This is a genomic window from Desulfotomaculum copahuensis, assembly GCF_001655685.1.
GTDB classification, from domain to species: Bacteria; Bacillota; Desulfotomaculia; order Desulfotomaculales; family Desulfovirgulaceae; genus Desulfotomaculum_G; species Desulfotomaculum_G copahuensis.
Genome location: NZ_LYVF01000054.1, coordinates 1 through 20,789, shown reverse-complemented (window position 1 = coordinate 20,789; position 20,789 = coordinate 1). Strand labels below are relative to the sequence as shown.

At 59.5% G+C, this 20,789-nt stretch carries 23 protein-coding genes; all 23 read right to left on the bottom strand.

The genetic code is table 11. The annotated features are described in order from the left end of the window. On the bottom strand, positions 1–1,020 hold the full coding sequence (hypE, locus tag A6M21_RS04620) for a hydrogenase expression/formation protein HypE (RefSeq protein WP_066666714.1): 1,020 nt from the start codon (positions 1,018–1,020) through the stop codon (positions 1–3). 18 nt (positions 1,021–1,038) lie between these two features. Continuing rightward, the gene (gene hypD / locus A6M21_RS04615; RefSeq protein WP_066666713.1) at positions 1,039–2,151 is read right to left on the bottom strand and encodes a hydrogenase formation protein HypD; all 1,113 of its coding nucleotides are present in this window, start codon (positions 2,149–2,151) and stop codon (positions 1,039–1,041) included. Between the two features lie 2 nt (positions 2,152–2,153). Further along, positions 2,154–2,420 carry a HypC/HybG/HupF family hydrogenase formation chaperone gene (locus tag A6M21_RS04610; RefSeq protein WP_066666712.1) on the bottom strand — a complete coding sequence of 89 codons (267 nt, stop codon included), beginning with the start codon at positions 2,418–2,420 and terminating at the stop codon, positions 2,154–2,156. Continuing rightward, positions 2,420–3,103: a hydrogenase nickel incorporation protein HypB gene (gene hypB / locus A6M21_RS04605; protein WP_066666711.1), complete on the bottom strand. Its 684-nt coding sequence runs from the start codon at positions 3,101–3,103 to the stop codon at positions 2,420–2,422. The genes A6M21_RS04610 and hypB overlap by 1 nt, the downstream gene beginning before the upstream one ends. Next, positions 3,063–3,461 (bottom strand): hydrogenase maturation nickel metallochaperone HypA, encoded by a 399-nt coding sequence (hypA, locus tag A6M21_RS04600; RefSeq protein WP_066666710.1) that lies wholly within the window; start codon positions 3,459–3,461, stop codon positions 3,063–3,065. Before hypA ends, hypB begins: the two co-directional genes overlap by 41 nt. A 330-nt stretch (positions 3,462–3,791) precedes the next feature. Beyond that, positions 3,792–5,480 (bottom strand): Rne/Rng family ribonuclease, encoded by a 1,689-nt coding sequence (locus A6M21_RS04595; RefSeq protein ID WP_066666709.1) that lies wholly within the window; start codon positions 5,478–5,480, stop codon positions 3,792–3,794. A 132-nt stretch (positions 5,481–5,612) separates the two neighbouring features. Further along, a complete protein-coding gene (locus A6M21_RS04590; RefSeq protein WP_066666708.1) occupies positions 5,613–6,296 on the bottom strand; it encodes a TIGR03936 family radical SAM-associated protein in 684 nt (227 codons plus the stop codon). Continuing rightward, complete coding sequence (locus tag A6M21_RS04585) at positions 6,268–8,142, bottom strand: TIGR03960 family B12-binding radical SAM protein (RefSeq protein ID WP_066666707.1); 1,875 nt, start codon at positions 8,140–8,142, stop codon at positions 6,268–6,270. Before A6M21_RS04585 ends, A6M21_RS04590 begins: the two co-directional genes overlap by 29 nt. 198 nt (positions 8,143–8,340) lie before the next feature. Continuing rightward, positions 8,341–9,222, bottom strand: coding sequence for a M50 family metallopeptidase (locus A6M21_RS04580; RefSeq protein ID WP_066666706.1), 882 nt, complete (start codon positions 9,220–9,222; stop codon positions 8,341–8,343). Between the two features lie 11 nt (positions 9,223–9,233). After that, the gene (locus tag A6M21_RS04575; RefSeq protein WP_066666705.1) at positions 9,234–10,010 is read right to left on the bottom strand and encodes a murein hydrolase activator EnvC family protein; all 777 of its coding nucleotides are present in this window, start codon (positions 10,008–10,010) and stop codon (positions 9,234–9,236) included. A gap of 302 nt (positions 10,011–10,312) precedes the next feature. Beyond that, the gene (locus tag A6M21_RS04570; RefSeq protein ID WP_161486003.1) at positions 10,313–10,999 is read right to left on the bottom strand and encodes a carboxypeptidase-like regulatory domain-containing protein; all 687 of its coding nucleotides are present in this window, start codon (positions 10,997–10,999) and stop codon (positions 10,313–10,315) included. A gap of 69 nt (positions 11,000–11,068) precedes the next feature. Continuing rightward, the gene (rodA, locus tag A6M21_RS04565) at positions 11,069–12,397 is read right to left on the bottom strand and encodes a rod shape-determining protein RodA (RefSeq protein WP_066666754.1); all 1,329 of its coding nucleotides are present in this window, start codon (positions 12,395–12,397) and stop codon (positions 11,069–11,071) included. Positions 12,398–12,596: 199 nt separating this feature from the next. Next, complete coding sequence (minE, locus tag A6M21_RS04560; RefSeq protein WP_066666753.1) at positions 12,597–12,884, bottom strand: cell division topological specificity factor MinE; 288 nt, start codon at positions 12,882–12,884, stop codon at positions 12,597–12,599. Between the two features lie 21 nt (positions 12,885–12,905). After that, positions 12,906–13,697 (bottom strand): septum site-determining protein MinD, encoded by a 792-nt coding sequence (minD, locus tag A6M21_RS04555; RefSeq protein WP_066666703.1) that lies wholly within the window; start codon positions 13,695–13,697, stop codon positions 12,906–12,908. A 52-nt stretch (positions 13,698–13,749) separates the two neighbouring features. Beyond that, positions 13,750–14,136 carry a septum site-determining protein MinC gene (gene minC / locus A6M21_RS04550; protein ID WP_066666752.1) on the bottom strand — a complete coding sequence of 129 codons (387 nt, stop codon included), beginning with the start codon at positions 14,134–14,136 and terminating at the stop codon, positions 13,750–13,752. A 308-nt stretch (positions 14,137–14,444) separates the two neighbouring features. Beyond that, positions 14,445–14,942, bottom strand: coding sequence for a rod shape-determining protein MreD (gene mreD, locus A6M21_RS04545; protein WP_066666751.1), 498 nt, complete (start codon positions 14,940–14,942; stop codon positions 14,445–14,447). A 180-nt stretch (positions 14,943–15,122) separates the two neighbouring features. Continuing rightward, the gene (mreC, locus tag A6M21_RS04540) at positions 15,123–16,088 is read right to left on the bottom strand and encodes a rod shape-determining protein MreC (RefSeq protein WP_242868767.1); all 966 of its coding nucleotides are present in this window, start codon (positions 16,086–16,088) and stop codon (positions 15,123–15,125) included. 139 nt (positions 16,089–16,227) lie between these two features. Continuing rightward, the gene (locus A6M21_RS04535) at positions 16,228–17,259 is read right to left on the bottom strand and encodes a rod shape-determining protein (RefSeq protein WP_066666702.1); all 1,032 of its coding nucleotides are present in this window, start codon (positions 17,257–17,259) and stop codon (positions 16,228–16,230) included. 24 nt (positions 17,260–17,283) lie between these two features. Further along, on the bottom strand, positions 17,284–17,943 hold the full coding sequence (radC, locus tag A6M21_RS04530; protein ID WP_066666749.1) for a RadC family protein: 660 nt from the start codon (positions 17,941–17,943) through the stop codon (positions 17,284–17,286). A gap of 38 nt (positions 17,944–17,981) precedes the next feature. Further along, on the bottom strand, positions 17,982–18,611 hold the full coding sequence (locus A6M21_RS04525) for a Maf family protein (protein ID WP_066666701.1): 630 nt from the start codon (positions 18,609–18,611) through the stop codon (positions 17,982–17,984). A gap of 29 nt (positions 18,612–18,640) precedes the next feature. Then, positions 18,641–18,910 (bottom strand): DUF4321 domain-containing protein, encoded by a 270-nt coding sequence (locus A6M21_RS04520; RefSeq protein WP_242868766.1) that lies wholly within the window; start codon positions 18,908–18,910, stop codon positions 18,641–18,643. A gap of 253 nt (positions 18,911–19,163) precedes the next feature. Continuing rightward, positions 19,164–19,394 (bottom strand): hypothetical protein, encoded by a 231-nt coding sequence (locus A6M21_RS04515; protein WP_066666700.1) that lies wholly within the window; start codon positions 19,392–19,394, stop codon positions 19,164–19,166. A gap of 300 nt (positions 19,395–19,694) precedes the next feature. Continuing rightward, on the bottom strand, positions 19,695–20,789 hold a 1,095-nt coding region (locus A6M21_RS04510), incomplete at its 5' end, for a Ger(x)C family spore germination protein (RefSeq protein WP_066666699.1).

The window sequence follows — 20,789 nt, the reverse complement described above, 5'->3', positions numbered from 1 at the left end:
TTAACATATGCGCGGCAACGGCTCACCGGCCAGCAAATCAAGCAGCCGGGTGCCCCCCATCACCGTTTGCAGGTAAACATTGCCCCGGCCCGCTTCGACCCGGCCGATGGCGCAGGTCCGGCGGCCCAGGGGGTGCTCCCGCAGCACATCAAGCGCGGTCTGAGCTTCTTTGGCGTCCACCACGGCCAGGAATTTACCCTCGTTGGCCAGGTAAAGCGGATCCAGCCCGAGCATTTCAGCCGCTCCGCGGACCACATCGCGCACCGGCAGTGCTTCTTCTTCCAAACGGAAATCCACGCCGGCGGCCAGGGCGATTTCCTTCACCGCCGTGGCCAGCCCGCCCCGGGTCAAATCACGCATGATCTTCACCCCCGGGCAGCGCGCCAGCAGGGCGCCGGTGATTCCGTTCAAGGGGGCGCAGTCGCTGACAATCTGGCCGTCCAGTTCCAGGCCGTGCCGGCGGGAAAGCACCGCCAGGCCGTGATCCCCGAGAAAGCCGTTGATTAAAACCACATCGCCGGCGGCCAGGCGGTGGTAGCCCGGTTCGACGCCGGCAGGCAGCCAGCCCACACCGGTGGTGGTAATGAAAAGCTTGTCCAGATGGCCGCGCTGGACCACCTTGGTATCCCCGGCCGCCACCTGCACTCCGGCTTCTGCACAGGCAGCGGCCATGGAGGCCGCCACCCGCTCCAGAGTGGCCAGGGGCAGCCCCTCTTCAATCATAAAAGAAGCAGCCAGATAGCGGGGTACGGCCCCGCTCACCGCCAGATCGTTAACCGTCCCGCAGACGGCCAGCTTTCCGATGTCCCCGCCGTTAAAAAAAAGTGGATCCACCACAAAGGAATCAGTGGTCAGGGCCAGGCGTCCGCCGGAATCGTCCAAAAGCGCCGCATCGGCCAGCGGCAGAAGCGGCTCGCTCTTGAAATGGCGCAAAAAAACCTGTTCCACCAGTTCCCGGGACAACGCGCCACCGTCCCCGTGAGCCAACAAGATGACCTGCCCGTCCGGATGATTGATCATTTTAAACCTCCCGCGCCCTCAACTGTTGTTCCTTTCATACTGATAGTAAGCCGCACAGGCCCCCTCCGAGGAAACCATACACGGCCCCACCGGCCGCGCCGGGGTGCAGGCGGCGGCAAAAAGCGGGCATTGGCGGGGGGTGATTTTACCCCGCAGCAGGTCGCCGCAGCGGCAACCGGCACGCACCGTATAAACCGGCGCGGGCAGATGGAAGCGGCACGCCGCGTCATAATCCCGGAAACGGTCGCGCAATTGCAGTCCGCTCCCCGGCACGGTGCCGAAACCCCGCCAGGAGGCATCCACGGGTTTAAAATACCTGTTCATCACCGCGCGTGCCTCCCGGTTGCCGGTTTCCCGCACCACCCTCGTATAGCCGTTCGTAACCAGCGGTTCCCCGGAAAGAATCTGCTCCAGCAAACGGTAAACCGAGCTTAATATGTCCAGCGGTTCAAAGCCGGTAATCACCGCCGGCAGGCCGAACTCCCCGGCGATAAAATCAAATGGCGCCCGTCCGGTAACGGCGCAAACGTGGCCGGGTAAAATAAAGCCGTCCACGGCCAGGTCCGGATCCTGCAAAAGGACACGCATCACCGGCGGCACAATCTTGTGTGCGGAATAGATGCTGAAATTGGGCAGTTTTTTTTCCACCGCCCGGGACAGGGCCACGGCCACAGTGGGCGCGGTGGTTTCGAAACCCACGCCCAGAAACACCACCTGCCGGTCCGGTTGTGCTTCAGCCAGCTCCACCGCATCGGCGGGGGAATAAACCACCTGCACCTGGGCGCCCCGGGCGCGTTCCTCCTCCAGGGAAGCGGCATGCCCGGGCACGCGCATCATATCGCCGAAAGTGGTTACCGTCACCTCCGGCACCCGGGCCAGCATGATCATCTGTTCAATATCGCCGGCGTCGGTGACACATACCGGGCACCCCGGACCGCTGCGCAATTCCATGTGGCCGGAAAGCAGGTTGCGCAGGCCGGTACGGGAAATGGCCACCGTATGGGTGCCGCACACCTCCATAAAAACTGGTACGCGCCCCAGCCGTTCAGCCACCGCCCGGGAGAGGACGATCACCCGGGCCAGCAGCTTGCGGTTTATATCCGCTTCCCGCCACCGGTTCAATCTTTTCATGCTTACGGACTCCCCCCGGGAGCGCCGGCCGGCGCCGCCGCTTCATTTTCGCAGCGCAGAAACTCCTCCAGCAAGCGCAGTCTTTCCCCGGCCTCCTCCAGATCCAGCTTTTCAATAGCGTAACCGGCGTGTACAATCAGGTATTCACCGGCCTGTACCGCTCCAACCAGCTGGATGCCCACTTTTTGCCGCAAACCCGCGGTCTCAATCAGCGCCTGCTGTCCGTCCGGCTCCACATCGATCACCCGGCACGGAATACCCAGACACATTATACCGCCCCCCCTTTGTGCTCATCCGGTGAGCGTTTGGACGACACCAGAAATTGCAGCCACCGGCACCAACCGGCTATGCCCTCGCCATTCCGGGCGGAAGTGATGAATATTTCCAGCCCGGGATTGATGGAGCGCAATTCAACCAGGCAGCCGGCCAGATCGAAATCCGTGTAGGGCAGCAGGTCCACCTTGGTAATCACCGCCGCCCGTGCCTCCTGAAAAGCCAGCGGATACTTGGCCGGCTTGTCGCCGCCCTCGGCGACGCTGAGCAGTACCACCTTGCAGTCCTCGCCCAGATCGAAGGAGGCCGGGCAGACCAGGTTGCCCACATTCTCTATAAACAGCAGATCCAGCTCCGCCAGGGGCAATTCTTCCAAAGAACCGGCCACCATGCCCGCATTCAGGTGGCAGGTGCCGCTGGTATTGATCTGCACCACCGCCGCGCCCAGTCCGGCAATGCGTTCGGCATCCCGGGCGGTATAAATGTCGCCTTCCACCACCCCCACCCGCAACTGATCGTGCAGGTAGGTTATGGTTTTCTCCAGCAGGGTGGTCTTGCCCGAACCGGGCGAACTGAGCAGGTTCACCGCGGCCAGGCGGTAATCCCCCAACAGCGCGGCGTTTTGCCGGGCGAGCACATCATTGGCCTGCAGCAGCGGCCGGGCTACTATCACTTTCACCGGCTTCCCCCTCTCTTTCGTCACCTTCGAAATAATCGACAAACAGTTCCCGCCCCTGCAAAACATCCGGCGTTGAGGAACCGCAGCCCGGACAGACGGCGGACCATCCGGACGGTGAAAAAACCAGCCCGCAGGAGTGACAGTGCAGTTTTACCGGTTTTATTTCAATCTCCAGTTCGGCACCGGCCAGCGGGGTATCCGGGGTGAGGCAGGAAAAAGCGAATTGCAGTGCACCGGGCAGGGCGCCGTGGTATTCCCCGACCACCAGCTTAACCAGGGTCACCCGTGTAATGCCGTTTTCCCGGGCACTGTAGGCAACCAGTTCAACCAGGCTCTGGATCAAGGACAGCTCATGCATGCTCCCACTTCCTTTTTGGCAAAAAGGCCTGCATTGATACCATTCCCGGCAGCGAATCGGTACAGCCAGCCAGTTGACTGACACTTTCACCGGCGGCCGTGCCCGGGAGGTGCCTCCCGGATCGGCCTGCCGGCCCGGCACGTTAACAAAACCGGATTGACAATTTTAAATTCCTTTCGCAATTTTCACATATTTGTCCCTTTATTATACACCTGTGTTCAACAATAAGTAACGCTTTTTTTCCGGATGGAAAAATTTTAATGTTAAAACCGGCCGGACATCCGGGCAACGGCGGATATCGTCAACCCGCGCTGCCCGGCGGCACCCCGCTTACGATTTGACCAGTTTTGCCCGGGCATAGGTGCGGAAAACCTTGCTTACTTCCACCGGCACCTTTTCCCCCACCAGCGCGCCGGCCCCTTCAATGTCCAAAATGAAGCCGTCAATCCGGGCGATACCGTCATTGGTATTGGAGACATGCGGCTCCTCCACCCGGACCTCCAGCACCTGCCCGGGTTTGACGGGCAGGGTATGGGCGCGGATTTCCTCACTGTCATGCAGCGGACGGACATTTACCGATTCAATGTGCTGGCCCTGGGAACCGCGGATATAGACATTCTTTCCCGTTTTTTGCTCCAGTTCACGCAAATTGGAGCCGCCGCTGCCGATTAAACGGGCGGCCACCAGAGGGTTGGCCTCGACCAGGATGGTGTCGGCACTGGTGCGCCGGGCCAGTTCGATAATGTGATTTTTAAAGTGGATGCCCACCGTCTCTTCGGACAGCACCTTGCCACGCCCCTCGCAATACGGGCAGGGACGCTGCAGCACCTCCGACAGGCTGGGGCGCACCTTCTTCCTGGTCATCTCCACCAGCCCGAGGCCGGTGATGCCCAGAATGTTGGCCTTGGTCTTGTCCTTTTTAATTTCCTCCTCCAAAACGTGCAGCACCTGCCGGCGGTTCTCCTCCTTCTGCATGTCGATAAAGTCGACGACAATGATGCCGCCGATATTGCGCAGGCGCAGCTGGCGGGCGATTTCCACCGCCGCGTCCAGGTTGGTGCGCAGTACCGTGTCCTCCAGGTTGGTGCTGCCCACAAACTTGCCCGTATTGACATCCACCGCCGTCAGCGCCTCGGCCTGATCGATGATCATATAGCCGCCGCACTTCAGCCAGACCTTGCGCTTGAGCGCCTTTTCCAGCTCCTGCTCGATACCGTAATCCTGAAAGATGTTATCCCTTTCCTCCAGAAAAACTTTGAACTTCAGCCGGGGACCGGTGATATCCAGCAATTCCATGATTTTTTCGTATTCATAACGGGAATCCACCGTCAACCGGTCCACGTCTTCGGTAAACACGTCCCGCAATATGCGCTGGATCAATTCCAGGTCGCGGTGGATCAGGTTAGGTACCGGACCGTGGCTGCCCCGCTGCAGGATTTTGCGCCACAACTTGCTCAGCAACTGGATATCCTGGCGCAGTTCCTCGTCATCCACCCCTTCCGCCACAGTGCGCACAATCATGCCCATACCGTGCGGTTTGAACCGGCCGGCCAGTTCCTTCAACCGGTCGCGCTCCTTTTCCGAATCGATGCGCCGCGATATGCCGATGTAATCCATGGTCGGCATGAGCACCACATAACGCCCTGGCAGGGTGATATGGGTGGTCACCCGGGGGCCCTTGGTCCCGATCGGCTCCTTGACAATCTGCACAATCACTTCCTGGCCGCGTTTTAAAATGTCGCCGATATTCCCGCCCAGAGCGCCGCCGTGATGATGGTTGTCCGGAGAACGGGGCGGCAGGGCGTCCTCAACATATAAAAAGGCGTTTTTCTCCAGGCCGATGTCCACAAAGGCCGCCTGCATGCCGGGCAGTACATTTTCCACCCGGCCGTGGAAAATATTGCCCACCAGCCGCTGGTTGGCGGAACGTTCAATGTACATTTCCACCAGCACCCGGTCCTCCAGTACGGCCGCCCTGGTTTCCTCATCTCCGGCATTAATGACAATTTCTTTAAACATTTTTTCTTCCCCTCAAACCAAACAAGTGAAACTTTTTCCTGCGGCCACCAAAGAAATGAACTCATTCCTCCGGGCACCGGGAGAAATTTCAGGAAAATCAAAAACCGCCTTCAATCCGCGCCGGACACCGGATTACGCAATAGTTTCGTCACCGGCCAGCAAAAGGCCGGTGCGGACAATCTCCAGCGCACCGGGGAGCACCGGCAGGCCGCATTTTCCGGCCAGCGCGGCGATCACCTCTTCCGGGCGCACGTTGCCGCCGCTGCCGGCCTGCAATGTCATTGCCAACAAAACTTCCGGCCCGTCAATCCGCCCGGTCAAGTTAAAAATCCCGGGCCGGATGTCATAAAATTTTTCTTTTCCCTCCCTGGTTTTCCGGATAACGGTCACTTCCGGCAGGGACAAAAGGCAGTGCAAACATTCATCCAGTTGTTCAGGCGTCAATGCTTCCTTCAGCTGCACGTGCACCCGGTAATCGGCCCGCTGTACGGAGGCCATCAGTGCCGGGGCATGACCGGGCACCGGACAGGCGCCGGCGACAGTCAGTCCTTCCGGCAGGCAGGCGGCCAACCGGCGGGCAACGGCATCCGCCGGCCAGGCTTCAACCAGTTCCAGATCCAGGTATTCCTGCTCCCCGGCCACCCCCACCGGCAGGGGGGCGGCAAAACTGAACCGCGGATGCGGATTGAACCCCTGCGAAAAGACCAGGGGCAGCCCGGCCCGGCGCATAGCCCGCTCGAAGGTGCGCACCAGGTCCAGGTGGGAAATGAAGCGTGCCGCCCCCTGTTTACTGAACTTGATCCGGTAGCGGGGCATTTATTTCCCTCCCGTCTATTTCCGGCTTGATTTCCAGCGTGGGACACAATCCGCAACCCGGGCATTTACCGGCACGGCAATCGGGCGTGGGGCGCCCGGACATGGCGCGCCGGTGCTCCTTGATCAAATAGGCCTTGCTCACGCCGGCGCCGATGTGATCCCAGGGCAGTATATCGTCATAATTATAACGCCGGTAGGCATACCGGGCCGGCTCCAGGCCGGTGCGACGAAAGGCCTCCCGCCAGCGGTCAAAACTAAAACATTCGGACCAGCCGTCAAACCGGCAGCCCAGACGCTGCGCTTCCTCGAGTACCATGCCCAGGCGGCGGTCGCCGCGGGAGAGCGCCGCTTCAAGAAAGCTCACTTCCGGCTCATGCCAGTGAAACACCAGCCCTTTTTCCTTCAACGCATCCCGCAGGTAAGCCTGCTTCCCGCGCAGTTCCGCCAGGCGGTCCTGGGGCTCCCACTGAAAAGCAGTGTGCGGCTTGGGCACGAAGGAAGAGGCGCTCACCGTCACCTTTAAACGGCCCCGGGGCACCTTTTGGCACCGGCCCTCCGCCAGCACCCGGCGGGCCAGGCGGGCGATACCGGCCAGGTCGTCATCTGTTTCCGTGGGCAGGCCGATCATAAAATACAGTTTGATTGCCGGCCAGCCGGCGCCAAAAGCGGTGGACACGGCCGCCATCAGGTCTTCTTCAGTTACCCCTTTGTTGATCACGTCCCGCAAGCGTTGTGTTCCCGCTTCGGGGGCGAAAGTGAGGCTGGAGCGGCGCACCCGCTGTATCTCCCGGGCCAGCGCCACGGAAAAGGCGTCCACCCGCAATGAGGGCAGTGAAACACTCACTCCCAGCCCGGCAAATTGATCCAGCAGGGTGTGCACCAGTTCGTCCACCCGGGAATAATCCGCCGTGCTCAGGGAAACCAGGGAAATCTCGTCAAAACCGGTTTGACGCACCAGATCCGCCGCCTGTGCCCGCAGGGTGGCCGGACTTTTTTCCCGCACCGGCCGGTAAATCACGCCGGCCTGGCAGAAGCGGCAACCCCGGGTGCAGCCGCGCTGCACCTCCAGCATCGCCCGGTCATGCACCACACCCAGGGAGGGCACCAGCGGGCGGGTGGGAAAAGGCGCCCGGTCAAACCCGCGTACCACCCGTTTGGTGACCAGTTCCGGCACGTCCGCCGTCAGCGGGTGGATGGAACCGATCCCCCCGTCCTCCCGGTAGGTGACCCGGTAAAATGACGGCACATAAATGCCCGGGATGCGCACCGCCCGCCGCAGGAATTCCGCCCGTCCGGCGGTGCGGCCGCCGCAGTCCCGGTAAAGATCCAGCAGGTCATGGAGCACTTCCTCGCCTTCGCCCAGCACGAAGAAATCAATAAAATCAGCCAGCGGCTCGGGGTTGAAGGCACAGGGACCGCCGGCACAAATCAGGGGACCACCGTTTCCCCGGTCCGCCGCTCGCAGGGGAATGCCGGCCAGATCCAGCATGTTCAGGACATTGGAAAAACTCATTTCATACTGCAGTGTAAAGCCGATCAAATCAAAATCCTTCACCGGACGCCGGGACTCCAAAGTAAACAGGGGCAGGCCGGCTTTACGCATTTCCGCCTCCATATCCACCCAGGGGGCGAAAGCACGCTCCATGAGGGTATCCGGACGGCTGTTCACCACATGGTAAAGGATCTGCAGCCCCAGGTGGGACATACCCACCTCGTAAACATCAGGAAAGGCGAAAGCCATTTTTACCGGCGTCTTGTCCCAGTCCTTGCGCACCATGTTCCACTCGCCGCCCACGTAGCGGGCCGGCTTTTGCACCCGGGGCAGGATTTTTTCCAGATTAATCATACCGCGAAAAATCCTCCAGTTCTATCACTATTATTGCCATCTCCGGGCGGTAAAATATTCCTCCTCACAAATAATATTATTTTACCCCGTTTGATGGAAACCTGCAACCGCCAAACAAAAAGCACTGCGCCCCGCCCGTGGAAGACGGCGACAAAAAACAAAAAAAGCAGCCTTCAGGCTGCAATGCAATATTCCGGATTACTCCGCCACCGGCGGCAGTTTGCCCACCGGCAGGTCCAGGCCGTGGGCCAGCAGGCCGTCGATGATCTGCGCTTCCGTGACCATCCCCCGGTACTGCCACTGCCGGTTCAACACCAGCACCAGGTGAAACTTGCGGGGCAAAAAGGGCTTGATGATCTCTTTTAAAAGAACATCTTCCAGGGAAACCATTATTTCTGCAGGCAGCACCCCGGCCCGGAACAGTTCACTTTTTTTCTGCGCCAGCTGGCCCATGAACAGGTAAGGAGCCATGCTGCGCTCCCGGGTGGCGGCATAAAACAAAAACAACCCGGTAATCAGAATGTCCAGGCCGCTGTAGCCCGTCACCAGCCCGGCCGCACCAAGAACGGCAATGGCCGCCGCCCACCACTGGCCCAGGCCGGCCGCCCGGCAGGTAGCCTCCCGGATGCCCGACTGCCGGGCCAGGTGGGCGCGGTAGACCCGTCCCCCGTCCAGGGGCAATGCCGGCAGCAGGTTGAAGGCGGCAATCAACAAATTGCATTGCAAAAAAAACGGCCCCAGTTCATTGTGCCACAAGCCGTAATTTTTCATGGCCACTCCCAGGGCGGCCATGATCAGGTTGCTGGCCGGGCCGGCGGCAGCCACGTATACTTCTTTCACCGGATCCATAACCAGGTCGCCGCCCATACGGGTCACTCCGCCAAAGGGCAGCAGTTCCACATCCGACACCGGCACCCCCAGCCGGCGGGCGGCCGCCACATGGGCAAACTCGTGGATCAGCACCACGCTGAAGGCAATCAACCCTTTTCCCAGTACGCCGGCAATAAAAAAGAGAGCCAGCAAGAGTAAAAAAAAGTTATTCACATACAGATCCACGCCCATAACCCGTCCGGCACGCATCAATCGCCCTCCTATTGTGCGCGGGGAACGGGCAGCTTGCTCAAAGGATCCACCAACCGGCCCTTTTCCCGCAACTCAAAGTGCACCCCCCCGCCGGCCACATCCCCCGGACCGCCGGCTGTACCCAGTTCCTGCCCGGCATCCACCTTCTGACCGGTGGTCACCTTGACCGCCAGCAGCCCGGCATACAATGTATAATAGCCGTCGCCGTGATCCAGCAGCACATAACGGCCCAGTGAGGCGTCTTTCCCCTCCTTGCTCACCTTTCCATCCCGCACGGCCTTGACAGGCGACCCGGCCGGGGCGGCAATATCAATGCCGGGATGAAAACGCTCCAGGTTGTCCAGGGGGTCCACCGACCAGCCGTATCCGCGCACCACCTTGCCCGACACCGGCAACTGCCATTCCCCGCCCCCGGCGGACGGGCTGATGGCCGGACTGGTGCGGGGAATGAGATCACCGTTAAAGTTGTGATCCACGTTGACCATTTGCAATCCCAATTGGACCACTTTTTGCACTACGGGCTGAAAATTCCACTCGGTGGTTAAAATATAACGCAGGTTGTCCCGCACCTGTTGACCGGCCGGAAACGGCGCCTGGCGGATAATCAGCAACAAGGCCAGTATTAATACGGCCACCATCAGCCGGTTGATAAACCCGCCCCCCGGACGACCCGCCCCCTCTTGACGCCGGCGGGAATACTGTCCGTACGGATCCCGGTCCGTCTCCTTTACCCTGTCCCCGCCGGGCGTAAAGGAATAATACTTTTTCGGCCTGCCCCAGCGCATCACTCATTCCCCCTTTAAAACCGGCCTGCCGGCCTTACCCGCAGCCTGATCAACCATCTGGTAAGTTATTATATGATTGAGGGGGACAAATATGACAAGCCCCGGCCGGGCCGGGGCTTGCCTGTTTGAAAACCGCATTTAAATCGTGTCTGTAAAGCAACCGCCAATCATACGCATAATCCGGCGCGGCAGCGGACACCCGGCGGCACAAGGGTTCCGGCAAGTTGAAACCGCAGGCGCAGGCAAAACCGCCGGATCGGTTCCGGAACGCAAGACTGCGGCCAGACGATCAAACTCCACTTTCAGACCGCGTCCTTTTGCTCTGACGCACGCCGGTGCAAAACGAAATTTACCGTATCCTGAAGCATAATCACGGCTATTTGCTCCTGAGGTTCAAAACCTTCCGCTTCAGCATGCACCAGAAAGGTACCGGTTTCAATGCCCTCGAAAATGTAGGTGCCGTCGGCTCCGGTGGCTGTTTCATGCAACACGCGCTCTTCATTCATATCCAGCACCTTGATGGCGGCGTCTTTGAGCGGCTGGCCGGTGGCAAACACCGTCACCCGGCCGTTCAAACTGACCGGTGAAAGGTATTCCACTTCTATTTTCAGACTGCCGATCACACTGATCCGGCCCGGCCGGGCGGTGGTCTTTTCCACCTTGATCCGGTGCCGGATGGAAAGAATGTCCTGCGGTCCCTTCACCGGGCGCAACTTGATAAAAGTGGAGGTGTCGACCCGGCCGGTAAAGCACACGGCCGGCTGCCCGTTTTGCCCGAAACAGCCGTTTTTTTTGCCGGAGCCGGGCACGGCAAAAAGTTTAATCACGGCGTTAACCTGTAATACACCGTTTTCAAGCAAGCGGTGGGCCAGCGATTCCACCCGGGCGTATACCTGCAGCCCGGAGGTGACCGGAAGACCGGCCGTCACCGAACCGTACCAGTTGATTTCCTTCAGCGCCTTTTGACGCACTGCGCCGCTGTCCGTCAAAGTTTCGTCCTCCCGGCAAATTACGTACATTAATACTTTGCACCATTTTTCCGCCGGGGATACATCAGTTTAAAACAGAATTTGTTTGCGGTGAATGTATACGTTCATGAGCAACCCCAACGCGGCCAGATTCATAATCATGTTGCTGCCGCCGTAGCTGAACAGGGGCAAAGGAATCCCGGTCACCGGCATAATCCCGGTGGTCATTCCGACATTGACAAAAACATGGAAGGCAAACATGGAAATGATTCCGGTGGCAAGCAAAAGCCCAAGGGAATCCCTGGCCGACGCGGCAATTTGCACCCCCCGGTAAAGAATAATCAAGAACAGAACCAAAAGAAACAGCGCGCCCAAGAAGCCGAATTCTTCACCGACCACCGAAAAAATAAAGTCGGTATGCCGTTCGGGCAGGAAGGTGAGGTGACTCTGGGTACCTTCCAACAGCCCCTTGCCCAGCATGCCGCCTGAGCCGACGGCAATCAGCGATTGCCAGATATTATAACCGTCGCCCATCAAATCGGTTTGGGGATCGCGGAAAATGGTCAGACGCTTGATCTGATATTCCTTGAGAGTATACTTGTAAAATAAATCCAGCCGGTGATGCGCCACCCGGTACTGCCCGGCTGTTTGATCATATTGTTTTTCCAGCTGCTGCCTGGCTGCTACCGTGGTGGCGGCCTTTTTTTGCTGTTCCAGGGTCATAAGCTGTTTTTCGAGATTTGCGTCCGTATTATAAAGATAGCCGTGAACCATAAACAACCCGATGATCAAAACCGTACCGATTCCAAGCAGGCCCAGCAGCAACCCCGGCCTGGCGCCGGCGAAAAACAGCATGCCGAACAAGATGGCCACAAAAACCATGGAAGTACCCAGGTCCGGTTGTTTTAACACCAGCAGCATGGGCACGCCTACGAAAACAAAGGCCGGGAGCAAATCCCGCAAACGGTTGAGCCGGCCCTCCCGGAGAGCCAGAAAATTAGCCAGGGTGATGATCATCAACAGCTTGGAAAATTCCGAAGGCTGAAACTTAACCGGGCCGAAACCGATCCAGCGCTGGGCGCCCATTGCCGAGTGCCCCGCAAAAAGCACCGCCGCCAGCATAATCAGGTTGAGCACATACAACGCCCGGGAATGTTTGCAGATATCTTCATAGGGGATATACATCGTCACGGCCATGGCGGCAACGCCCAGCACCACCCAGAGAAACTGCCGGCCCACATAGCCGTAATCCAGATGCAGCAGGCGCATGAAGAAACCAAGTCTGGTCAATTGAATGAAAGACTGGTCGGAAAAAGACACCTTGGCGCTGCCGATGACAATCAGGCCGAACACAATGACGGCCGCCGCCGCCAGCAAAAGGGTGTGATCCAGGCTCCTGTACAACCGCCGGTAAATCAACTGCTGCCACCGCCTTAACCCGGACTGTGCCGCCGGAACACGGGCGACGAAAACCCGGTACGTGTCCCGGTTCAAAGCAATAACCGGACGGGATCACCGCCCGGGTGCCGGGGTGTTTTTTAACGATATTAATTATATAACACCTGCCCGGATAAAAAAAGTCCCGCGGTACTGGCAATTTTCCGCGGGAGACTCTTTCCTAAATACTGCCGGCCAGACTCCTGGTTGTCCGCTTCATCCCTTTGACCGGGATGCTGGCCACCAGGGCGACCTGATTTTCGTTGCTGTCCAGCGTGACTTCCAAAGCTTCCTCGTCAATGTCCATATAATGGGAGATTACCTGAATCAACTCCACTTTCAAGGTCTGCAACAACTGGGGCGAAACGCTGGCCCGGTCGTGCACCAGCACCAGACGCAACCTTTCCTTGGCGATGTTTTTACTGCCGTTGGCTTCCCGTCCGAACATCCGGCTTAAAAAATCAAGCAAGGCCATTCCCCCCTTCCAGGCTTATTTCAAACCGATCATGCGGCGCAGCCTGTACATCAGGCCGCCCTCATCCAGGTTCATCATCGGCACGGCTTCCCCCTTGATGCGCTGGACAATGTTCCGGTAGGCCTGGCCTGATCGGGAACGGTCATCTTGAACCACCGCCTCGCCCCGGTTTGTGCTGATCACCACCATGTCGTCCTCGGGCACCACTCCCAACAGGTCAATGGCAAGAATGTCGATGATATCTTCAATGCTCATCATATCCCCCTGACGCACCATCCGCGAACGCAGGCGGTTGACAATCAGTTTTGGATCCCGCAGTTCGGCGGCTTCCAGCAGGCCGATAATCCGGTCGGCATCCCGCACTGCCGACACTTCCGGCGTAGTAACCACAACAGCCCGGTCCGCCCCCGCGATGGCGTTGCGGAAACCCTGCTCGATGCCGGCCGGACAGTCGATAATCACAAATTCAAATTCCTGCCGCAGTTCACCGCACAGCTCTTTCATCTCCTCCGGACTGACCGCGGTTTTATCTTTGGTCTGTGCGGCGGGCAACAGGAACAGGCCCTCAAAACGTTTATCCTTAATCAAGGCCTGCCGCAAACGGCAATGCCCCCCGGTAACATCGGTAATGTCATAGACAATCCGGTTTTCCAGTCCCAGCACCACATCCAGGTTGCGCAACCCGATATCCGCGTCAACCAGGGCCACCTTATGCCCCTGACTGGCCAGGCCCACCCCCAGGTTGGCCGTAGTGGTGGTTTTACCCACCCCCCCCTTGCCGGAAGTAACTACAATTACCTCGCTCAATGCCAGTTCCCCCTCTTTGCTCGCAGTTTCCATCCGGTCATTTCCGTGTTCCTCAAATTACACCCTGGCGATCGGTCAGCAGGGCTTCTATGGTGACCACCCCGTTTTTTATCCGGGCCACTTCGGGCTGCTCCGGATCACCGGCCTGTTCATCGGGCGGCCGGGTAATATGGGTGGCAATGCGCAACTGGGTCGGTTTCAGACGGAAAGCCATCACCACGGCCTCTTCATCACCGGCGGCGCCGGCATGCACCACCCCACGGATGGAGCCCATGACGATTACATTTCCCGTGGCCACCACCTCCGCCCCCGGGTTTATATCACCCAGCACCACGATATTGCCGTCAAAGTGCACTTTTTGACCGGAACGAAGTGTCCGCTGCACCAGGATAGTATTATCGTCAATCAAGTCCCCGGTGTCCCCCGGGGAAAAGGCCATTGTCCCTTTACCCGGGGCTGCTTTCTTTATCTCCATGAGCAAAGGCTCTCCCCTTATTACACGACTGATGTTAAATTCTACAGCCTGTAACCAAATCCTGCTAAAACACGCAAAAAAAAACGGGGCTTTCAGCCCTGTTTTTCTATATATTTTAGACATTATGATGCTCTTCCCGCTATTTTTAGCGGCCTGTGCGGTGAAGGCCGGCATGACCTGGCCGCCGTACCGGCCGCCGCCACCGGTGCAATTCCGGATATCTGCGGGAATTAAAGGCCGCAAAAAAGTACCGTCTTCGCATTTCCGTCCGGCTAATACTGCCGGTTCCGCAACCAGCCATGCAGTTGCGAGCGGTAGAAGCGACGGTAAAATAAAGGCACCAGGACCGCAGTATAAAAGGCAACGCCGAAGATCACCCGCATCGCCGTTCCGGGCGGTATATCCATCCCCCAATAGAGCAATAACAGGTAATGAGCCAGTTGACTGACCACGGCGGCCAGCCAGGTGACGAACATGGCCACCGGAATACTGTCCTTGTACAGCCGGCGTTCGGCCAGACCGACCAGGTAACCGGCCGTCATCAGGGAAAGGGCGTTCAGGCCGAAATAACTGCCGGCGGCCGCATCCTTGATCAGGCCGGCCACAAAGCCCCAAAAGGCGCCTTCCGTTTTACCGCTTAAAAATGCCACAAAAACCACCAGCATCAGAACCAGATCGGGCATCACGCCACCAATGCGCAGCATTCCCAGCACTGTACCCTGCAACAGTAAAGCCAGGGCCAGAAGCCCCAGCAGAACCAACCCGCGCAAGAAACCCCCCCCTGTCGAAACCGCGGTTCCCGGCACCCGCCCCGCCTCCAAGCCGCGCCCGGCCGGGCGCCGGCCGCGAAAAGCCGTTCCTTCCGGTTTGCCCGGCCGGCTTCATTCATGCTGCCGCCCCCTTCGGCGGCAACCCCGGGCTTCCCCCGGCCGGGCCGGCTGTCCGGCCGGCTAGCGGCCAAATTGACTCCAGTTTCCAGAAATTTTTTGCCCCGTATTGGCCGGCTGCTGTACACTGGTAACCACCAGCACTTCTTCCAGCCGGTTGAAATCGACAAAGGGGCGCACCGTGGCGTCATAAAAAAGACCGGTCGGATCCCGGTTGCTGCCGGTAACCTGCCCGATGGGAACCCCCTTCGGAAACAGGCTGCCCGTGCCGGAACTGACCACCACCTGACCGGCATGTACCGGGGTATCGGTGGGGATGTTTTTCATGCGCAGGCCGCCGGTGGCGCCGCCGGTTCCTTCCACCAGGCCGGGCGCACGGGTATCCTGGAGCAGGCTGCTCACAGCGCTACGCGGGTCGGTGAGCAAAAGCACCTGGGCGGTATGGGGACTCACGGCGATGATCCGGCCCACCAGGCCCTCCGGCGCCAGCACGGTCATGTCGGCCTTCAACCCGTCGGCGGTGCCCTTGTTCAAAGTGATGGTGGAAAACCAGTTTCCCGGATCCCGTCCCACCACCGCTGCCGCCGTGGTCTGAAAGCCGGCGCTGCCGGCGGTGTTTTCTTTGAAATCGAGCAACTTCTGCAGCCGCTGGCTCTCCAGCCGGTATTCACCGGCCTGCCGCAATTGCCCCTGTAAATCCTTTATCTCCCGGGACAGCCGCTTTTCCTGCCGGGCGGCTTCGACCAGGGAAAACGGGGCGGTAAAAAAGTTTCTCATTCCCTGCCCCACTCTGGTGGTTACCTGCTGCACCGGGGAAAGGGCATCCCTGAGCGCGCCCTCCAGGGGTGTCACCCCGACCCGCCCGAAGGCGGTGGCACGCATAAGCATAAAGACGGCCACCAGCAATATGGCCGCCAGGATGATCTTTTTACCGGAAAAATTAGCCACCTCACATACACCTTCCGCCATGCTGCAAACATAAATTCCGGCCGCACGCACCCCCGTCAAATCCCGGGCAACTGCGCCCATCCGGGCGGCCGCCCGTGGATTTTACGGCTTGCACGCCCGCCCGGGATACAACCACATACATGCAGCCGCCCCGCCGGCGGGATACAATGCGAATCCATGCGCGGGCGGTGACGGCAGATGACACCGCCCGCGGCCTGTTTCAGGCCAATTTTTTGGGCTGAATAAGCACCCGCCGCAGGACGTCGATATTTTCCAGCACCCGGCCGGTGCCGTAGGCCACAGCGAGCAGCGGTTCGTCCGCCAGATGCACGGGCATGCCCGTTTCCTCGCTGACCAACCGGTCCAGTCCCCGCAGCAGGGAACCGCCCCCGGCCATGACTATGCCCCGGTCCATGATGTCCGCGGCCAGTTCCGGCGGCGTCTGTTCCAGAGTGGCCTTGATCGCCTCCAGTATGGCCGACACCGGTTCGGAGAGCGCCTTGTAAATTTCACCCGAAGTGATACGCACTGTTTTGGGCAGACCGGTAACCAGATCACGCCCGCGCACATCATAAGTTTCCATATCTTCCTGCGGGTAGGCGGTACCGGTTTCAATCTTGATCTCCTCGGCGGTACGCTCCCCGATGGCCAGGTTATATGCTTTTTTCACGTGCTGAATGATGGCATCGTCCATTTCATCACCGGCAATCCGGATGGACCGGCTGGTCACAATGCCGCCCAGGGAGATTACCGCCACTTCCGTGGTGCCGCCGCCGATATCCACAATCAGGTTGCCGGTGGGTTCATGTACGGGCAAACCGGCGCCGATGGCAGCCGCCATCGGTTCCTCAATCAGATAGGCCTCCCGGGCGCCGGCCTGCAGTGCCGCTTCGCGCACGGCACGCTCTTCCACCGCCGTCACCCCGGAGGGGACGGAAACGACCACCCGCGGACGAACCAGGAAGGTGCGGCTGCGCAGCGATTTATTGATAAAATACTTGATCATGCTCTGGGTGACGTCAAAATCGGCAATCACACCGTCCTTCATCGGCCTGATGGCCACAATATTACCCGGCGTGCGGCCGATCATTTGCTTGGCTTCCTCGCCCACCGCCAGGACCTGGCCGTTATCCCGCTGAATGGCCACCACAGACGGTTCACGCAACACAATTCCCTTGGCTTTGACATAAACCAGGGAATTGGCCGTACCCAAATCTATACCCATATCTTTGGAGAACAGCCCGATGCGCATGTTCCCCTCCCCTTTCCATTGTTTTCAAATCTGTCCTTGCGCCTTCAAACTGACAAACCTGTTATCCCCGATGATCACATGATCCAGCACGTCAATGCCGATTATCCGCCCGGCCTCCTGCAGGCGTCTGGTGACATCCAGGTCCTCACTGCTCGGGGACGGATCCCCGCTGGGGTGGTTGTGCACCAGAATCAACGCCGCCGCGCCGCGCTTGATGGCGTTTCTGAAAAGTTCCCGGGGATGGACCGTGGAAGAATTCAATGTGCCGATGGAGATGGTTTCCCGGACAATGACCTGATGGCGGGTATTTAAAAGCAGGGCACGGAAATGCTCCCGGTCCAGGTGGCGCATTTCCTCCATGACCAGGCCGGCTACATCCTCCGGACTTTTAATTACCGGCCGGAAGGAGTCGCTACTGACGGCCACCCGCCGCCCGGCTTCCAACGCCGCCTTGATCTGTGCCGCCTTGGCCGGGCCGATGCCGGGCATGCTGCTCAATTCCTCCACACTGGCCTGCACCAGCATGCGCAGGCCGCCAAAACGTCCCAGCACGGCCGCCGCCAGTTGAACGGCGCTGGCCGTTTGGATACCGGTACGTAATATGATGGCCAACAATTCTATATCGGTGAGCACACCGGCCCCCTCCTGGAGCAGGCGCTCCCGGGGACGCAGATCGACGGGCATGTCCTTGATGGTTACATGGTAACCGGTGGAATCCACGCTCACTCCTCCAGGCGCCCCTTATTGATGAAGGCCGGCCGTCCGGCGGCCAGCGCGAGCACATGCACGCCGAATCCGGCCAGCATGACGGCCAGGCGGGCCAGGGGCAGGCCGACCACATTGAAATAGCAACCCTCGATGGAAGTAATAAAAATTGCCCCCAGTCCCTGCGCGGCGTAAGCACCCGCTTTATCCGCCGGCTCCCCGGTGGCTGCATAAAGACGGATTTCTTCGTCCGTCAACGTCCGGAAGGTTACCCGGGTGCGTTCCCAGGCCGTCATTGTCCTGCCCCCCGGCTGCTCAATCACAGCCAGGCCGGTGAATACGTCATGGCTGGCCCCCTGCAGCAGGTGCAGCATTTCTTCCGCGGCGGCGGAATCAGCCGGTTTACCCAGCACCCGTCCCCGGAACACTACAATCGTGTCCGCACCGATGATCAATCCGCGGTCGACCAGCCGTGCCCCGGCCGCGGCCTTGCGCCGGGCCAGCCTTTCCACCAGTTGGTGGGGCGGGGGCGGTTCCCCGTCTACCTCCTCACTCACCCGCGGGGTGAGCAGGGTAAAAGGGATGCCCGCCTGCTCCAGCAGCGCCCGGCGGCGGGGTGAGGAGGAAGCCAGAAAAATGGGTGTCAACTTGCCACGTCCCTCCATCGGACAACGGTTTACAGCTTGCGGTAAAGCAGGTAGCCGAAAATTAGACCGAGGGCGGTCAGCGGCCCCAGGGTAAGATTAAAGCCGAAGGTCACCCGGAACAATTGTAAATCCAGGGTGGCCGGTTGCAGGCCGATCGTATAACTGGCCTTGAGAAAGGGCACCACCGGCGCCAGCATGGCGGCCAGGGCGTTGCCCACCAAAGCACCCACCAACAAAAGCAATACCAGCACCCATGTGCTTTGATACTGCCTGTACCCGCCGGCCATAGCATTCACCATCCAAAATATTCTCTCCGCACGGGGATAAGAGCAATACCCTTAAACAGTTTATCATTTTGTGCATGCCCTGACAAGCTGTTACATTAATTTCACCGGATGGAATTTTTGCTCGAAAATGCGCCCGGAGCGTGAACAGCAGGCCGGCGGCAGGCACGCCCGAACGCTGAAAAACAGTGACCCCGGAGATGCTGTCCGGGACCGTGCTACAATTGCACCGGTGCTTCGGGCATGAGCAGCTGGTTTAAGATTCCAGTCAAATAAAGGCCTTCTGGATCAGCCTGGTCAGCGGGGCGAAAACTGCTTCCACCGCCTTGGCCGGATTGGGCAGTGGCAGGTTCAGGGCCAATCCGAAACTGTAAAACATGCCGATGAGCATCAAAACAGAGAAGGCGGCCAGTTCCCGCCACATTTTCTTTTTAATCAGCGGCGGCGCCTGGGCGGCGATGATCAGACCAAAAACAATGATCAGTAAAATAATATCCATCACTTTCCCCCCGTCCGGGACGCCGGAACGCCGGGCGTCCGGTTATAGCGAAACCAGCCCTTTAGCAGCTGCGGCCCCGGGGCATAGAATGAGCGGGGCTTCGCCTTGAATCCATCGCCATATAAACCGTGTCCAAATATACCGGATAGCCATACCAACACCCGTCTTGCCTGCAGGCAAAACTACATCAATAAGTACCAAGATTTTCAAATAAAGCCCGTTCTTGTTTGTGACAGCTTTCTTCCGGCGGGCGTTACCCCCCGGCCGGCTTTTACTTTTCCGTTCCCCTCTCCGGCCAGGCTAACCCCCCGGCAGCTGCAGTTTCTCCCCCGACCCCGGACGCATGGGCCGGGTGACCAGACCGGTGCGCCGGATGACGGCATTCACCTCCACCTCCACCGGAATGGCCGGAAAAACATCCTGCCACTGCAAATAAGCCTGCCGCCAGAAGGCCGGATACTTGCGGTGAAAGGCGCTGCCGAAGCCGAAGCAGTCGGCGTGGTAGTCCTCCTGCAGTCTGGTCACTGCGGCCATCACCTCCTCGCGGATGGTTTTTTCCAGTTGCTTTTGCAGTTCTTCAATCACCTCCGGCTTGTCCAAATCCAAGTGTAAATCCTGGGTTTCCACCAGGTTGACCCGGGTTTTGATCTTGATGCGCATGCCCGGACGCCCGTCCTGCAGTACCGGCTCCAGCTTACTACCGCCCCGGCCGGCGCGCAGAATGTCCACCGCAACATCTTTATGCGGATCATGCGGGCTGGGAAACTTGACCGGACCACCCTGCACCTGTCCGCGCACCCACAGCAACCCGCGGGTTTCCCGCTCATCCAGCCAGCCGGCCAACCGGTCGCGCCGGAAGACCGCCGTACCGACCAGTTTCACATCGTGTGCCGGTTCCGGCCCCGGTCCGCCGGGATCAAAGGCCACCTTGCTGACAGCGGGGTTGGGAAGCAGGCCCACCATGGCCGTATAGGGTTCGGTGGCCGGCTCCTCCAGCATCTGGATGAAGTCGCCCAGCCGGGTGGGCGAAAAAAAGGAGGACTGTTCCCGGTTGTTGATCTCCCCGGTAATGCGCTGGGCCGGTGTCGTTTCGATGCCCGGCGGTGCATCCATGATATCGCCCACCTTTCCCCGGGCCACCAGCACCCAGTTGTCCCGCCGGATCTGGGGATTGCGGTCGAAAAAGTCCAGGATCTCATTGACTCCCCGGTGGCGGACCAACTGTTCCGAGAGCACAATCACCTGATTGTGGGCAAAATAGAGCCGCCGCGGCGTGAGCATGGAAAGCTGGCGAATGGCATCAAAAACAGTTTTCTCCACTACGGCCAGGTTGCGGTAGGACTTGCGCCCGCCGCCGCCGCGGCCGCCCGTTCCCCCGACGCCGCCCCCACCGCC

What these genes read in the sequence shown, in the direction of transcription:
- hypE (WP_066666714.1), bottom strand. Translation starts at nt 1,020, where the DNA reads ATGATCAATCATCCGGACGGGCAGGTCATCTTGTTGGCTCACGGGGAC.
- hypD (WP_066666713.1), bottom strand. Translation starts at nt 2,151, where the DNA reads ATGAAAAGATTGAACCGGTGGCGGGAAGCGGATATAAACCGCAAGCTG.
- A6M21_RS04610 (WP_066666712.1), bottom strand. Translation starts at nt 2,420, where the DNA reads ATGTGTCTGGGTATTCCGTGCCGGGTGATCGATGTGGAGCCGGACGGA.
- hypA (WP_066666710.1), bottom strand. Translation starts at nt 3,461, where the DNA reads ATGCATGAGCTGTCCTTGATCCAGAGCCTGGTTGAACTGGTTGCCTAC.
- A6M21_RS04595 (WP_066666709.1), bottom strand. Translation starts at nt 5,480, where the DNA reads ATGTTTAAAGAAATTGTCATTAATGCCGGAGATGAGGAAACCAGGGCG.
- A6M21_RS04590 (WP_066666708.1), bottom strand. Translation starts at nt 6,296, where the DNA reads ATGCCCCGCTACCGGATCAAGTTCAGTAAACAGGGGGCGGCACGCTTC.
- A6M21_RS04585 (WP_066666707.1), bottom strand. Translation starts at nt 8,142, where the DNA reads ATGATTAATCTGGAAAAAATCCTGCCCCGGGTGCAAAAGCCGGCCCGC.
- A6M21_RS04580 (WP_066666706.1), bottom strand. Translation starts at nt 9,222, where the DNA reads ATGCGTGCCGGACGGGTTATGGGCGTGGATCTGTATGTGAATAACTTT.
- A6M21_RS04575 (WP_066666705.1), bottom strand. Translation starts at nt 10,010, where the DNA reads ATGCGCTGGGGCAGGCCGAAAAAGTATTATTCCTTTACGCCCGGCGGG.
- minC (WP_066666752.1), bottom strand. Translation starts at nt 14,136, where the DNA reads ATGGCCTTTTCCCCGGGGGACACCGGGGACTTGATTGACGATAATACT.
- mreC (WP_242868767.1), bottom strand. Translation starts at nt 16,088, where the DNA reads ATGGGCGCAGTTGCCCGGGATTTGACGGGGGTGCGTGCGGCCGGAATT.
- A6M21_RS04535 (WP_066666702.1), bottom strand. Translation starts at nt 17,259, where the DNA reads ATGCGCATCGGGCTGTTCTCCAAAGATATGGGTATAGATTTGGGTACG.
- radC (WP_066666749.1), bottom strand. Translation starts at nt 17,943, where the DNA reads ATGCCCGTCGATCTGCGTCCCCGGGAGCGCCTGCTCCAGGAGGGGGCC.
- A6M21_RS04520 (WP_242868766.1), bottom strand. Translation starts at nt 18,910, where the DNA reads ATGGTGAATGCTATGGCCGGCGGGTACAGGCAGTATCAAAGCACATGG.
- A6M21_RS04515 (WP_066666700.1), bottom strand. Translation starts at nt 19,394, where the DNA reads ATGGATATTATTTTACTGATCATTGTTTTTGGTCTGATCATCGCCGCC.